This is a genomic window from Paenibacillus sp. SAF-068 (assembly GCF_051967555.1).
GTDB lineage: Bacteria > Bacillota > Bacilli > Paenibacillales > Paenibacillaceae > Paenibacillus.
Map to the genome: position 1 here is coordinate 2,045,357 of NZ_JBQCJX010000001.1, position 14,975 is coordinate 2,060,331.

General features: G+C 43.7%; 15 protein-coding genes and 1 riboswitch. Of the genes, 14 read left to right on the plus strand and 1 reads right to left on the minus strand.

From position 1 onward, the window contains the following. The first annotated feature begins 37 nt into the window (after nt 1–37). From ACTHPG_RS08980 to ACTHPG_RS09035, 12 genes are all read left to right on the plus strand, one after another. Nucleotides 38–2,161, plus strand: coding sequence for a serine hydrolase domain-containing protein (locus ACTHPG_RS08980; protein ID WP_440388788.1), 2,124 nt, complete (start codon nt 38–40; stop codon nt 2,159–2,161). 36 nt (nt 2,162–2,197) lie between these two features. Further along, nucleotides 2,198–3,127, plus strand: a complete 930-nt coding sequence (locus tag ACTHPG_RS08985) for an alpha/beta fold hydrolase (protein WP_440390196.1) — start codon at nt 2,198–2,200, stop codon at nt 3,125–3,127. A 176-nt stretch (nt 3,128–3,303) separates the two neighbouring features. Then, entirely contained in the window at nt 3,304–3,678 is a 375-nt protein-coding gene (locus ACTHPG_RS08990) for a hypothetical protein (protein WP_440388790.1), read from the plus strand. A gap of 2 nt (nt 3,679–3,680) precedes the next feature. Beyond that, nucleotides 3,681–5,399, plus strand: coding sequence for an ABC transporter ATP-binding protein (locus ACTHPG_RS08995; RefSeq protein ID WP_440388791.1), 1,719 nt, complete (start codon nt 3,681–3,683; stop codon nt 5,397–5,399). 260 nt (nt 5,400–5,659) lie between these two features. Next, nucleotides 5,660–6,082 carry a MarR family winged helix-turn-helix transcriptional regulator gene (locus tag ACTHPG_RS09000; protein WP_440388792.1) on the plus strand — a complete coding sequence of 141 codons (423 nt, stop codon included), beginning with the start codon at nt 5,660–5,662 and terminating at the stop codon, nt 6,080–6,082. After that, on the plus strand, nt 6,079–7,158 hold the full coding sequence (locus ACTHPG_RS09005; RefSeq protein WP_440388794.1) for a threonine aldolase family protein: 1,080 nt from the start codon (nt 6,079–6,081) through the stop codon (nt 7,156–7,158). Before ACTHPG_RS09000 ends, ACTHPG_RS09005 begins: the two co-directional genes overlap by 4 nt. A gap of 170 nt (nt 7,159–7,328) precedes the next feature. Beyond that, nucleotides 7,329–8,108, plus strand: coding sequence for a class I SAM-dependent methyltransferase (locus ACTHPG_RS09010; protein ID WP_440388795.1), 780 nt, complete (start codon nt 7,329–7,331; stop codon nt 8,106–8,108). Then, complete coding sequence (locus ACTHPG_RS09015; protein WP_440388796.1) at nt 8,105–8,734, plus strand: pentapeptide repeat-containing protein; 630 nt, start codon at nt 8,105–8,107, stop codon at nt 8,732–8,734. Before ACTHPG_RS09010 ends, ACTHPG_RS09015 begins: the two co-directional genes overlap by 4 nt. A 69-nt stretch (nt 8,735–8,803) precedes the next feature. Continuing rightward, a riboswitch (guanidine-I (ykkC/yxkD leader) is annotated at nt 8,804–8,907 on the plus strand. Nucleotides 8,908–9,007: 100 nt separating this feature from the next. Continuing rightward, complete coding sequence (locus ACTHPG_RS09020) at nt 9,008–9,346, plus strand: DMT family transporter (RefSeq protein WP_440388797.1); 339 nt, start codon at nt 9,008–9,010, stop codon at nt 9,344–9,346. Then, nucleotides 9,346–9,660: a DMT family transporter gene (locus ACTHPG_RS09025; protein ID WP_440388798.1), complete on the plus strand. Its 315-nt coding sequence runs from the start codon at nt 9,346–9,348 to the stop codon at nt 9,658–9,660. The genes ACTHPG_RS09020 and ACTHPG_RS09025 overlap by 1 nt, the downstream gene beginning before the upstream one ends. A gap of 116 nt (nt 9,661–9,776) precedes the next feature. Next, nucleotides 9,777–11,198: a DEAD/DEAH box helicase gene (locus ACTHPG_RS09030; protein ID WP_440388800.1), complete on the plus strand. Its 1,422-nt coding sequence runs from the start codon at nt 9,777–9,779 to the stop codon at nt 11,196–11,198. Between the two features lie 130 nt (nt 11,199–11,328). Continuing rightward, the gene (locus ACTHPG_RS09035) at nt 11,329–11,685 is read left to right on the plus strand and encodes an MmcQ/YjbR family DNA-binding protein (RefSeq protein ID WP_440388802.1); all 357 of its coding nucleotides are present in this window, start codon (nt 11,329–11,331) and stop codon (nt 11,683–11,685) included. A 30-nt stretch (nt 11,686–11,715) separates the two neighbouring features. Here the strand turns inward: ACTHPG_RS09035 and ACTHPG_RS09040 are convergent, their stop codons facing one another. After that, on the minus strand, nt 11,716–12,585 hold the full coding sequence (locus tag ACTHPG_RS09040) for a MurR/RpiR family transcriptional regulator (protein ID WP_440388804.1): 870 nt from the start codon (nt 12,583–12,585) through the stop codon (nt 11,716–11,718). 180 nt (nt 12,586–12,765) lie between these two features. Here ACTHPG_RS09040 and ACTHPG_RS09045 point away from each other — a divergent pair, with 180 nt between their 5' ends. After that, complete coding sequence (locus ACTHPG_RS09045) at nt 12,766–13,785, plus strand: Gfo/Idh/MocA family oxidoreductase (protein WP_440388805.1); 1,020 nt, start codon at nt 12,766–12,768, stop codon at nt 13,783–13,785. A gap of 276 nt (nt 13,786–14,061) precedes the next feature. Continuing rightward, nucleotides 14,062–14,946 (plus strand): alpha/beta hydrolase, encoded by an 885-nt coding sequence (locus ACTHPG_RS09050; protein ID WP_440388807.1) that lies wholly within the window; start codon nt 14,062–14,064, stop codon nt 14,944–14,946. Nucleotides 14,947–14,975 lie beyond the last annotated feature (29 nt).

The window sequence follows — 14,975 nt, forward strand, 5'->3', positions numbered from 1 at the left end:
TACTCTAATAAAGAGATAATGACAGGAGAAGATGCAGATGATACAACAAGAGAAATCGAACGTGGTCAAGAGAACATTCAAAAAACGAACTTCAATTGCAGCTTTAACACTAGTGTTAACCATGTTAGCCCCGCTATCTGCAATGGCCGCACCGGCTACCATGAATAACAGCATTAACCTTACGTACGAGACAACAAAGAAAACCGTAATCGAAAAAGCCAAATTACTGACTGAAACGTACGGTACGACGAGTCTGCAATATGCGCTCATTGATGGTGGAGAGATTACGGTGTCCGGTCAAACGGGGAAGAACGATATAAACGACAAGGTACCTCTTACTACGAACACGATCTATGGCATAGGGTCAACCAGTAAAATGTTTCTTACAGCTTCAGTGATGAAGCTGGTGGATGAAGGCAAGATCGATTTGGATGAGCCTGTTGTGAACTATATGCCTGATTTTACAATGAAAGATAAACGATACAAACAGATTACACCCCGTATGTTGCTGAATCATTCGGCCGGACTTCTCGGAACCTCTAGCGGTAGTGCTATATTGTATGGGGACAATGATACCTATGCACATGATACCTTTTTGGATCAATTGGCGACCCAGAATCTGATGGCAGAGCCAGGAGCGTATTCGGTGTACTCTAACGATGGATTTACATTAGCTGAAATTCTGGTTGAGAGACTCACTGGTATGAGCTTTACGGCATTTATACACAAATATTTTACAGAGCCTCTGAAAATGAATCATACCAAAACACCACAGGATATAGTTAATACGGGAGAAATGGCGGGGATCTACTCTCCTGTGTATAAGGGGCAGCTTCCACGCGAGAATTATAATATCATTGCTTCGGGAGGCATATATTCCACCGCTAAGGATCTGGTGAAATTTTCGCAAATCTTCACAGGAGAGGTCAAAGGGATTCTTTCCAACAAGTCGGTAGAAGCCATGGAGCAAAAAGAATACAGAAGAGGCATGTGGCCAGAGGATAGTGATTCTTCTATGTCTTACGGATTAGGGTGGGATAGTGTGGACTTGTTCCCATTCAGTGACTACGGCATCAAGGCCGTTACGAAAGGTGGAGATACGTTATCTTATCATTCTTCACTCGTCGTACTTCCGGAATACAACATGGCTGCAGCCGTGATCTCTTCAGGCGGAGCAAGCATAAACAATCAATTCATTGCGAGTGAGTTATTACTTAGCGCACTTGAAGAAAAGGGCATGATTAAAGAACGGAAACCGGAAAAATCATTTGGTGTACCTGTGAAGGCTGATATGCCTAAAGAAATCTCCAAGTTTGCAGGGAATTATGGTGGCAATAATTCAGTTACGAAGATCAAAATAAATAAGGCTGGACAAATGACGGTCTCCTCTCTCACGTCTCCAAGTAATCCGGTTCAAGAATACACCTATACATCAGATGGTACTTTTGTGAGTAATGATGGTACAGAAAAGTTGAAATTCGTTGTGGAGAAAAATGGGAATACCTACCTGTGGTCTCGATCTTATATCTCCGTTCCAGGACTCGGACAGGTGGCTCTCTCAGAATATAATGCGGAGAAGCTCAAAGCTAATACATTACCCAAGGAGATTAACGCTGCATGGGCAAAGCGTGATGGTAAAAAATATTATCTGGTGAATGCGAAATACACATCAATGTTTTATCTTAATGCTACATCGATCGTGCCTATTTATATGAATAAAGAGAATCCAGGGTATATGTCCAATAATAAGATTATTGGAGCAGGCGAAGCAGCCAATCAATTGCAGATTCCGGGCACTGCCGGACGAGAACCGATGGACATTCATTTCTTCAAAAAGAACGATGGAGAGTATCTTACATTTTCAGGTTATGTATTCATCAGTGAGGAATTGGTAAAACCAATCTATTCCGGTAAACAATCCGCAACAACGATTCAAGCAGATGGATATGCCAAATGGTTTTCGGTACCCGGTACTGCGAAAGGAAAAGTCATGACAGTGAAGTTACCTGCAAATGGAGCCTTTGCTATCTATGATCAGAACGGAATTTGTATTAATCACAGCGTAGTCAGCGGTAAGAATGTTGTTGTTTTACCCGAAAACGGCCGTATTGTATTTGCAGGTGAGGCTGGTTCCCAATTTCAAATTTCATTAAAAAAGTAAACGAACTCAACAGGAGAGAACCATCATGATAAAAAAATATTAATCATTTTGCTCAAAATATTCATTGCGATCGTTATCGCTTTAGCATTATTTATTGCGACTGTCTTTATTGTTAATGTCGTTAGTAACAAATCGGAGGAAGGGAAAATAAAACCTTATGGCCAGTATGTAGCGGTTGACGGTAAAAACATGAATGTGTTGATTCAAGGAAAAGGCAAAGAAACGGTGGTATTGCTTCCCGGGTATGGAACACCCGCTCCAGCCCTTGATTTCAAACCACTCATTGATGAGCTATCTCCATTTTACAAAATCGTTGCCATTGAACCTTTCGGTTATGGATTAAGTGACATTACTGAAAAAGAGCGTACTACGGAAAATATGGTTAGTGAAATTCATGAAGCGTTACAGCAACTTGGTATTCAACGTTACACGCTCATGGCTCACTCCATTTCAGGGATATACGGACTTGATTATGTGAACAAATATCCAAACGAAGTAACTTCCTTTGTCGGCATTGAGAGCAGTGTCCCAACGCAGGGAGGTAACGATGATCCATTCCCAACTGAAACGTACAAACTGCTTAAAAAATCAGGATTCTACCGATTGTTAATGAAACTGGCCCCTGATCAACTGATTGCACCTGATGTTGATGATGAAACCAGAGAGCAAATTAGAATACTTTCACTCAAAAATACGTTTAATCTGAATAACCTGAATGAAGGCGAAAACTTTGGCCCTAATTTCAAAGCAACTGAGAACCTGTCTTTCCCCAAAGATCTTCCGTTGATTTTCTTCTTACAAGCGAATGATACGGAAACGGAAGGATGGATACCCTTGCATGAAGAGCAAGTCAAAGATTCATTGCATGGAAAAGTAATGACTTTCGAGGGAGAACATTATTTGCATCACACCCGCTCCAAAGAAATGGTTCAAGAATATAGGAAGTTTATGAGTGAAATAGAGTAGAGTGTGTCAACAAAAGAAGCCGCGAAATCGCGGCTTTTTTCTTTTACAGATTTGGTGATCATACATGCTTCTTTACTCTATTGGAAAATTAAGGTTGACACCACTTTTTATCGCGTATACAATCGTATGCATGAATATGTTGTATACAAACGTATACACTCAATGGAGGTGGCAGGATGAGAGATCGTCATATTGAAGAATCCGATGGAAGTGTAGGTCAAGCAGAACGTCCGAAACGTGATGTGAGAGACAGTGAGCAACGATCAGAGCGTTCCAGACGTGGCAGAGGACATGGTGAGCATCAGGGAAAACGGGGCCATGGTGCGCAAACATTTCGTCGTGGGCGAATTCTAGTATTTCTGGAACAGATGCAGAATCGAAGAGCAACGCTCGCCAGACAACTTGGTCAGGAGGAGTATGAACATATTCGCCCGATGATCAGTGGGGAGTTGAAAGCCATTGATCAGGTCATTGACGAGTATATCCATCTATTCGAACTGCAACATGAAGATGCAAGTCCCAATAAGGATCTGGAGAGTGAGAGTGAATAAGTATGATTCGTCGTTTTTTTTCGTATTATCGTCCTTATAAAAAACTGTTTTTAATCGATTTTGGATGTGCTGTACTCGCAGGTCTGCTGGAGCTGGCTTTCCCCCTTGCCGTCAGTAAATTCATTAATGAGTTGCTGCCAGGTCAGGATTGGCCTCTTATTTTGCTTGCCTGTATTGTACTGTTATCCATCTATGCACTTAATACGGTGTTGAACTATGTAGTTACATACTGGGGACATATGCTGGGTATCAACATTGAGACGAATATGCGTGAGAAGATGTTCGCTCACTTGCAGAAGCTGTCTTTCCGGTTCTTCGATAATCGTAAAACGGGCCATCTGATCGGTCATCTAACGAATGATCTCAACGACATTGGTGAGGTTGCTCACCATGGACCTGAGGATGTATTCATCGCAGTCATGACATTAATCGGATCGTTCTGGCTGATGGCTAACATTAATCTGGAGCTTGCACTGCTTACATTTATTATTATTCCAATCATGGCTTGGGTCATTATCGTGTTTGGTGGCCGGATGACCAAGACCTATCGGCGACTCTTCGGAGACGTCGGCAATTTCAATGCGCGCATTGAAGATAACGTCGGTGGCATGCGTGTTGTGCAATCGTTCGCTAACGAGGAACACGAGAAAGAGCTTTTTGCGGTAGACAATGAGAATTTCCGTAAAACCAAACTGCTTGCTTACAAAACGATGGCGAAAAGTATCTCAGTCAGTTATATGATGATGCGACTGGTTACGGTATTTGTCATGATCAGTGGAGCCTGGTTTTATATCGATGGCAGAATCAATATGGGTGACTTTATGGCCTTCCTGCTCTTGTCTAATATCTTCTTCCGCCCGATTGAGAAGATCAATGCCGTTATCGAAAGTTATCCGAAGGGCATTGCTGGTTTCAAGCGTTATCTGGAGATCATTGATACAGAACCTGAAATTGCTGATGGTAAAAATGCCGCTGAAATCAAAAGTGTGAAAGGAGATATTCGCTTTGAGAACGTCTCGTTCGGTTATGAATCCGGTCGGCGCATTCTGAATGATATCAGCCTGTCTGTTCGACCAGGGGAAACGGTTGCTTTTGTTGGACCGTCAGGTGCAGGCAAGACGACCATCTGCAGCTTGCTGCCCAGATTCTATGAGGTCGAAGAGGGACGCATCACCGTAGATGGTATGGACATTCGGGATGTTAAACTTCAATCGTTGCGTAAGCATATCGGGATTGTACAACAGGATGTATTTCTGTTCTCGGGTACAATTAAGGAGAATATTGCTTATGGTGACCTGCGTGCAACAGACGAACAGATCTGGGATGCTGCTCGCCGTGCTTCATTGGAGGAATTGATTCTCACGTTGCCAGACGGTATGGATACGGTCATTGGCGAGCGCGGAGTCAAGTTATCAGGAGGTCAGAAGCAAAGGTTATCTATTGCTCGCATGTTCTTAAAAAATCCACCCATTCTTATTCTGGATGAGGCAACCTCTGCGCTGGATACGGAAACGGAAGCACTGATTCAGCAATCACTCGCGGAATTGTCGGTGGGCAGAACGACACTTGTGATTGCGCACCGATTGACGACCATCAAGAATGCAGATCGCATCATTGTCGTAAACAAAGATGGCATCGCTGAGCAGGGGAACCATGAGGAATTGGTCGCTGCTGGAGGCATATACAGCCGTCTTCATCAGGTGCAATATAGTCACTCATAATCCATATAAATTAAACTATAGAATGTTTACACTTGATACTCCGATGACAGAACAACCTTCCGATCGCTGTTATCCCCAGAAAGCCGCGCATATGCGTGGCTTTTTTCTGTTTGGATGTTAAAAATGAGGTTATCAAATGCTAGGGAAAAGATAATGTTGACATCGTCCACTAACCTGATTATTATAATGTTGACAATGTCCACTAAAAAGGAGGGTTTGACATCGACTCTCAGTACATAAATCCAGATATACTGGCTGACATGCGACGTTTTAACCGTTTTTATACGAACATACTTGGTGTACTCGACAAGCATATTCTCGGAACAGGGTATTCCTTTGCAGAAGTACGGGTCATTATTGAGATTGGAATTCGGGGAGAGAGCATTGCGAACAATCTGGTGGATACACTGACCATCGATCGCAGTTACATGAGTCGGATCGTGAACAAGCTGTCCAAGGAAGGTTTGCTGGTGAAAGTGAATTCTGCAGCTGATAGCCGGGTCAGTCTCATTCGCCTGACAGCCAAGGGTGAAGAGCTGTATGCCCAATTGAATGATCGATCCGATCAACAGATCCTGAAATTAATGCAAGACCTCAATGAAGAAGAGATTCAAGAGGTATATACCTCCATGATGAACATACAACAGAAGTTGAACAAGAAGGCAGGAGAGACAACACGATGATACGATTTGAATGTGACTATAACGAAGGTGCGCATGAACGCATTCTACAAAGACTGCTGGAAACCAATATGGAACAGACGAGCGGGTACGGGACGGATGAGCACTGCGAACGGGCAAGAATGCTTATTCGTCAGGCTTGTGACAATGAGCAAGCTGATGTTCATTTCTTGGTTGGCGGTACACAGACAAATACAACGGTGATAGCCTCTATTTTGCGACCCTATCAAGGTGTGATTGCAGCGACTTCCGGACACATTGCAGTTCATGAGACAGGAGCTATTGAAGCCACGGGCCATAAGGTGCTCACAGTTCCGAGCGAGGACGGAAAGATCAGGCCTGAACAGGTTAGGGCAGTTTATGATGCACATATGAACGAATCGTCACCGGAACATTGTGTGCAGCCAGGTATGGTCTACATATCTCAGCCAACGGAGAACGGCACGATGTACAGCAAGGCAGAATTACAAGCTTTACACACAGTCAGCAGCGCGTGTGGTCTTCCATTTTTCGTGGATGGAGCACGTCTTGGATATGCACTTGCCTCCAGAGATTGTGACATGACACTTGCGGATCTTGCGCGTTTGTGCGATGTGTTTTATATCGGAGGAACCAAGATTGGAGCATTGATGGGAGAAGCGGTTGTTATCCTGAATGATGCGCTGAAACCGGATTTTCGTTATATGATCAAACAAAAAGGTGGTCTGCTTGCCAAGGGCAGATTGCTGGGGATTCAATTCGAAACGTTGTTCGAAGATGGTCTATATCTCGATATTTCCCGCCATGCCGTAGACATGGCCTTGAGAATTCATGATTCACTCGAACAGCAGGGAGTACGGTTCCTGTACGATTCACCAACTAATCAGCAATTTCCGATTCTGCCTGATCGATTGCTTGAGAAATTACGCACAGGTTATACCTTCTCTTTCTGGGAAAAGGTTGACGATACTCACAGCGCAGTGCGATTCTGTACCAGTTGGGCAACCCGGCAGGAGAATGTGGATGCACTGACTCATGATATCACCAGATTACTGCACGAAGAGATTCGGATTGAACAACGACTCGAAGTATTGGTATAATTTTGCAAGTGTTAATGCTAAATAAGGACAACCGCGAATGGTTGTCCTTTTTCGTATGCCTTTCGTGAGATGTGGTTATCAAAACATTAAGAATTGAATTGACAGTTCTCTTATATCAAAGTTATTATAGATACATTAGATCCTTAATTGAGGAGGGGAAATTACATTCTATGAATAACGGACATTCATCCGGTCAAACGAACGAATTGTGGAGTGGTCATTCTGCTCCTTTTGCAACGTTACAGGAAACACCTATCTTGGTCTTGCTCCAGCCGTCCCATGGAGAACGAATCCTTGATGTGGGTTGTGGCAATGGGGAGATTACAGCCAAAATTGCGGACGCAGGAGCCCTGCCAACAGGTATAGATTTTTCAGAAGAGACGATCAGGCATGCTAAACAGAAATACCCGGATATAGATATTCAAGTCGCAAATGCTTGTCATTATCGGACAGAAGAACCGTTTGATGCTGTCTTCTCTCATGCTGTTCTGCATTGGATAAAAGATGCTCCAGCTGTAGTTGAATCCATACAGCTAGCTCTCAAAACGGGCGGACGATTCGTGGCTGAGTTTGCTGGAAATGGCAACACAGCTATATTGCTTACGGCGGTGCAGGAAGAACTGGATGCCCGTGGATACGGATGGGAAGGTCGGAACCCGTGGTATCACCCGACCATTGGCGAATATGCTAATCTGCTGGAGCAACACGGATTTCGAGTGAGTCTGGCCCAGCACGTTGACCAATTTACCCCGTATAAGCCAGGGGTTAGAAAGTGGTTGACCAGCTTTGCGGCGTATTTATTCAACGGTATCACACCTGAGGAACAGGGTGTTATTATGGACGCTGTTGAGAAAAAAGTACAGCCACAACTGATGCGGAATGGACAATGGTATCTGGACAGAAGCCGTGTGCGAGTCGTGGCTATTAAGAAATCGGGGAATGCGGTATGAAGGTGGACAAACCCAAGCTTCAGGAGCAATTGCTCGAACCGGAAACGGTTGGTTTTCTCGAATCCAAAGTTGAGTACAAACACAAACTGATCGAGAATATTACATTGGATCACCAGGAAGCAAGCAAGGTTTCTTTTGAAAATGTTGTATTTAGACATGTGACGATCTCGGAGTCTGCCTTGGAACAATTTGAATTCACCGATGTCAGGTTCGAACACTGCGACTTCTCTAATGTCAATCTCTCCAGTGCATTCATGCACCGGATCGAATGGCATAACTGCAAGTTTGTCGGAACTGATTTTTCGAATAGTCGATTGCAAAATGTGAGTTTCCTTGATGGTCTAGGTGACTACAGTAATTTCCGCTTTGCTCATCTGAAACAGGTCTCATTCTCGGAATGTAGCTTGATTGGTGCGGACTTTGCCTATCTGGCACTGCAAAAAATGGAATTCAATCAATGTAATATCGACCAAGCTTTCTTGACGGGGACCAGCATGAAGGGTTTGGATCTTAGCGATTGCCAATTTGACTCCTTAATACTAACCATGGAAGACCTCAATGGTTGTGTGATCTCACCACATCAGGCTGCAACATTTGTAGGCTTAATGGGCGTCATTATCAAATGATGGCATGGACCTTTTCATGGGGTTGCCAAAATAACAGAAGTGTGTATAATTGGAGACACATTAGAATAAATTCAGGTTTTCTAGGGTTCCGCGACGCATCATTTGTCGGTCTGGTCCGAGAGAAAACCCGCAACTTGTTGGTTGTGCCACGGAGGGATAAAAGCCTGGGAGATGAACTGCGATATGCAGTTTGTTTCCCGGGCTTTTTTTATTTTTCCGCTAATGTAGCCATAATGTATGCCAAAAATGAATTAGAGAAGGGGTGTTACAGGTATGAATAAAACCTGGATGTCGGTTGTGGTTGCTGCATTGTTTGAAGTGGGGTGGGTCATTGGATTGAAACATGCCAGCGGTTTGCTGGAGTGGAGCCTTACACTGGTTGCCATTCTGATCAGTTTCTCCTTGATGATTGCAGCTTCGCGTACACTGCCCGTGGGAACGGTGTATGCAGTATACGTTGGCCTCGGTACGGCTGGTACTGTATTTGCAGAGATTATTTTGTTCGATGCAACTGTTCAAGCCGGAAAAATGATACTCATTGGTATACTTTTACTCGGCGTAATTGGCCTTAAAATGCTTAGTAAAGAAAAGAATAAGGAGGTGCAGCTATAATGAACTGGGTATTTCTTATCTTGGCAGGGGTATTTGAGGTGATCGGCGTGCTGATGATAAATAAGTTGCACAAAGACCGTAATCTCATTTCACTGGTTCTATTGATTGCCGGGTTTGGGTTAAGTTTTATGTTCCTGTCCCTTGCGATGAAGACTCTTCCGATGGGGACAGCATATGCGGTATGGACGGGAATCGGAGCCTCCGGCGGTGCCATTCTGGGCATGGTGTTTTACGGGGAACCCCGAAATGCACTAAGAATGCTGTTTATCGCCATGGTGCTTGGATCGGCAGTCGGTCTTAAATTGGTCAGTTGAACAAGTGAAAGTAAAAAGTTAATGTACAAATTACGTTTTTAATGTTATCCTTATACGTTACGTGTGAAATAAAAGATACGTCTTATTGATAGATGTGCGTAAATGAAGGAGACAACATGACATTTAACGACTTAAATATTATCCCCTCTATTATGGAAGGGTTGAACAAAGCAAACTATACTAATCCTACGCCTATCCAGGAACAGGCTATTCCAGCTGTATTAGCGGGCAGAGATCTGCTGGGATGTGCACAGACAGGTACAGGCAAGACGGCAGCATTCTCAGTGCCGATTATTCAATTATTAAGCGAGAGATCCAAATCCAAAGGACCCAAGTCCGCGCGGCATATTCGCTCATTGATTTTGACACCAACAAGAGAACTGGCTATTCAGATCGCGGATAATATCAAGATTTATAGCCGCTATACGGATATCCGTTGTACGGCTATCGTTGGTGGTGTTTCGCAAAAAGTGCAGGAACGCGCGCTTAATCAAGGTGCAGATATTATTATCGCAACACCTGGCCGATTGAACGATCTGATTAACCAAAAGCGTATTGATCTGAAGATGGTTGAGATTCTTGTTCTGGATGAAGCAGACCGGATGTTGGATATGGGCTTCATTCATGATGTGAAACGAATCATTGCCAAGATGCCGAACAAAAAACAGACGCTGTTCTTCTCAGCGACCATGCCTCCTGAGATCACCAAAATGGTTAAAACCTTGCTGGTTGATCCAGTCAAAGTAGAAATTACACCGGTATCTTCAACCGTAGACCGTATCGAGCAGTCTATATATTTGTTGGAGAATGGCAAGAAGCAACTTATGCTGAACCAAATTTTGGAGGATAAATCCATCGTCACGGCATTGGTGTTCACACGCACAAAGCGCGGCGCTGACCGGGTTACACGTGATTTGGCCAAAGTGAATGTTACAGCACAGGCCATTCATGGTAACAAGTCTCAGAACGAACGACAACGGGCACTGAACAATTTCAAGAGTGGGGCTACGAGAGTACTGGTAGCGACGGACATCGCAGCCAGAGGAATTGACGTGGAGGAACTGTCGCATGTTATTAACTTTAACCTGCCTAACATTCCGGAAACGTACGTTCACCGTATTGGACGTACAGGTCGTGCGGGCAAAAGCGGGATGGCCATCTCGTTCTGTGAGAAGGATGAACTTCCATTCCTGAAGGATATTGAGAAGGTAATCAAAAAGACAATTCCTGAAGTAAAAGGTCATCCATATCCGATGACAGGTGTACCTGTGTTTGAGAAAACCAGCAAAGCATCAGGCAGTAAACATGCGTTCAACAAATCGGCTGCAGGCAAACCGGCGAAGTCCAAGGCGAACCCGGCACGCAAGCCCAAATCCGAGTGGTTTGCCAAGAGTGGCAAAACCAATAGCAGCCGTTCAAATGAAGGTAGATCCAATGGCAGTAGACCAGGTAGCAGTAGATCAAACAGCAGTAGCAGTAAACCAAATCAGGGCTCATTCAATCGCAGTAGCAAAACAAGAAATGATAGAGCCAATTAAAAACTGGATAAATCCAGATAAAACCTTCTCCAGAATATGGAGAAGGTTTTATGATGTGTAATGAGCTTATTTACATACGAACTTACATTCGGTATCATTATATCGTCCAATGTGAAAGGGAGGTACCGACTTGAAGGATACGATGATTGAATACAGTTTGAAGAAGAAAGGTGCGATCAAGGATTATCCATTTGGACCTGATCCAGTCGCGATTAAGGTCGCGGGTAAGATGTTCGCCCTTATTTTTGAAAACAAAGAAAAGCACTGTCGCTTGAACTTAAAATGTGACCCGAATATTGCAGAGAACCTGAGAGAACAACATGAAGCGGTTCAACCGGGATATCATATGAACAAAAAACATTGGAATACCATCACGCTGGATGGTTCATTGTCAGATGAGGATGTCTACGTCATGATTGATCACTCTTATGATATGGTTATCCAATCCCTTCCGAAAAGGGTTCGGGAATCTCTGGCCGAATCATGAGGGAATTCATTTAACACAAATTTACTTATGCTATTCGTCACTCATCAGATCACTGACCTGGAGTTTCTTATAGGTTTCGGCTGATGTCTGTCTATTCGTTGCGTAATTGATTTTATAGATACAGGAGTAGATGACGTTTAACACGTAGTCAAAAGCAATCTGTGAAGAAAATGATCCGATCTTGGCAAGCTTCACTTCATCATTGGGAACTCGGATACAGATCGTGCTGAGATTCGCCAGTTCGCTGTGACTGGTAGCCGTGATGGTGATAAAAGGAATATGCTCGCGTTTAAAATGATGTGCAGCTGTAACGTAACTCTGAGATTTTCCATGATAGGTAAGGAAAATGGCGCAATCCCATGTCGTCAGATTGACAGTATGATGTGCCCATTCAGACAGCTCTGTTGCAATGACTACATATTTGTTGATTTTGAACAGTTTATTTTGAAAACTTTTTGCCCGGATCTGAGAATCGCCCAAGGCATAGATGAAGATCCGTTCTGCCCGATCCAGCAATTGGGCTGTGTGAGACAACAAGTCATCGTCCATATAGGCCACATTCTTCTCGATGGTTTCCTTCATTAATTCAGCAATTTCTTTTGCCACCTGTAGCGAAGACTCACCCAGACTGAACGGATAATTAGGATCCACATTGGATATGTTCCGGGCAGAGTCCTGCTCAAATTCCCGGGCAAGTCGGATCATGAATTCTTTGAAGCCAGTGAGTTCAAGTTTGTGAATGAGTCGGTTAACTGCCGAATGAGACGTATAAGTGACTTTCGCAAGTTCTTGCAGATTGAAGTGAAGAATATGGTCTTTATGCGTCAATATGTAGGAAGCTATGCTTTTTTCATTCGGTGTAAAGTTATGCATCTCTGCTAATTGAGCCAGTAATTTCAAATAGGTTCACTCCAAGTAAGTTAAATAACGTCGAATACGGGCGTTTATTAAACATTTTGTTTACAGACAGAGCGTTATGGATAGATAAAAATGGTCGTTTGTACCGTTATGGCGGCAAACCCTTTACGTTAGGCTGTCTTCTTTTATAATAAATGAAAAAGAGCCTTGGGGGGAATCAATATGTTAACCATCGGATACATTGGCAATGGCAAAAGCACGAATCGATACCATCTTCCATTTTCATTAAATCGGGATCAATTGAACGTAAAGACCATATACGCACGCAATTTGGATAAAAACGAGTGGGATCATATTCCTGATGTAAACTACACGGATGATGTCTCTACGTTGATGAATGATGAGGAGATTCAATTAGTGGTGGTATGTACACATACAGAGTCTCATTATTCCTATGCAAAAATGGCACTTGATCACGGCAAACATGTGCTTGTGGAGAAACCATTCATGCTAACACAGGAGGAGGCCATATCCATCTTCCAATACGCCAAAGAGAAAAATCTGGTGATCCAATGTTATCAGAACAGACGGTATGATTCGGACTTCCTGACAATGAAGAAAGTGATTGAATCAGGGAAGCTGGGGGATCTGCTGGAAGTAGAAATGCACTACGATTATTACCGTCCGGAAATCCCGAACAACACTTCTCATTTTTCCAAATATAATAGCTATCTATATGGACATGGAGTGCATACCATCGACCAGGTGTTGTCCTATTTCGGCAAACCGGATACCATCCGTTCCGATGTGCGTCAATTGCTTGGTGAAGGCAGAATGAACGATTATTTTGATTTGGACTTCTATTATGACTCACTCAAAGTGTCTGTAAAATCAAGCTTTTTCCGCTTGAAGCCCCGTCCAAGCTTTGTGGTATATGGCAAGAGAGGTGTGTTCGTGAAACAAACGGAGGACCGGCAGGAGGAACATCTAAAATTGTTCTATCTACCCAAGGGACATGCTGATTTTGGAGTGGATCTCCCTCAGCACTATGGCGTCTTGACCTATCTGGATGATGAAGGAACTTACCATGAAGAAAAAGTGGTTTCAGAGATAGGCGACTACGCCCGGGTGTATGATGATATCTATCAAGCCATTGTACATGGCAAGGATAAGGTCATCAAAGATGACGAAACGATTATGGCGATGGGCATTCTGGAACAAGGGATAGCAGCGTGCCAATAAACAAATACGTAGCAAGTTTACGATTATAGATCAGTTTCGAAGAAATGAGAAATAAAGATGAACGACAAAAAGCCACCTTAAGGTGGCTTTTATTGTGAATTCATAGAGTCGTGATCTATAACCACTCACATGAACATGCTGCTACAGCGCGGAAGATGTGCTGACAACGACAGTGCAGCAGGGAAATCACATCATTGTCTTGAATTCATTGGGGAATGAATGATTCAAATCTCCGGTTGTAGGAATCATTGATAATGCAAATAAGGAGTGATATCTATGGATCACCAACAACAATTGGCAATGGTACAACGTATGCGTCAAAATGTCGTCGATACAAGTGCAGCTCTTCAACCCAGCTCCACGTATGCTGTCACAGTGGAAGAAGTCATGATTCCTACGACCAAAGGCGAGACGCGTGTACTCGTGTATAAACCGGATAGGGATCATCCTGCTCCGCTGCCGGTCTTCTTTAATATGCATGGGGGTGGTTTCATCTTGGGACAAGCGGAGGGAGATGACCCATGGTGTCGCCTGATCGCTGATCGTGCTGATTGTCTCGTTATCAATATCGATTACAGTCTTGCGCCAGAGAACAAGTTCCCAACAGCGGTCCACGAATGTTACGACGTTGTAAAGTGGATTCACACCAATCCCGAATCCTTCTCGGTTAATCCGTCTTTATTCGCCATTGGAGGGCATAGTGCTGGTGGTAATCTTGCTGCAGCAGTGTGCTTGTTGAATCAACAACACGGTAGCGAGCTGCCAATTATTCTGCAAGTTATCGATTATGCCGTGTTGGATGTGGCAACAGATCCGGCCGAGAAACCGAGTTTTGAAGAAGCCATTCCAGCCGATATCGCCAGAACATTCAACGCCATGTACCTTGAGACACCTGAAGATGCGCACGATCCGTTAGCTTCACCTGTGCTCGCAAAATCATTACAGGACCTCCCGGAGGCTTTGATCATTACCGCGGAAAAAGATTCGCTTGCTCAAGAAGCAAGAACTTATGCAGCAAGGCTTGAAGTTAGCGGTGTGAAGGTGACACTTAAGGAATACGAGGGAGCCGCTCACGGATTTACGCATTTTGGAGATCTCGAGATGGCAGAGGATGCCTGGTATCTGATGAGTGACAAGATTAGAGAAGCTTTTTCCACATAACTTGGATCCGAATGACGTAAGAATTTATC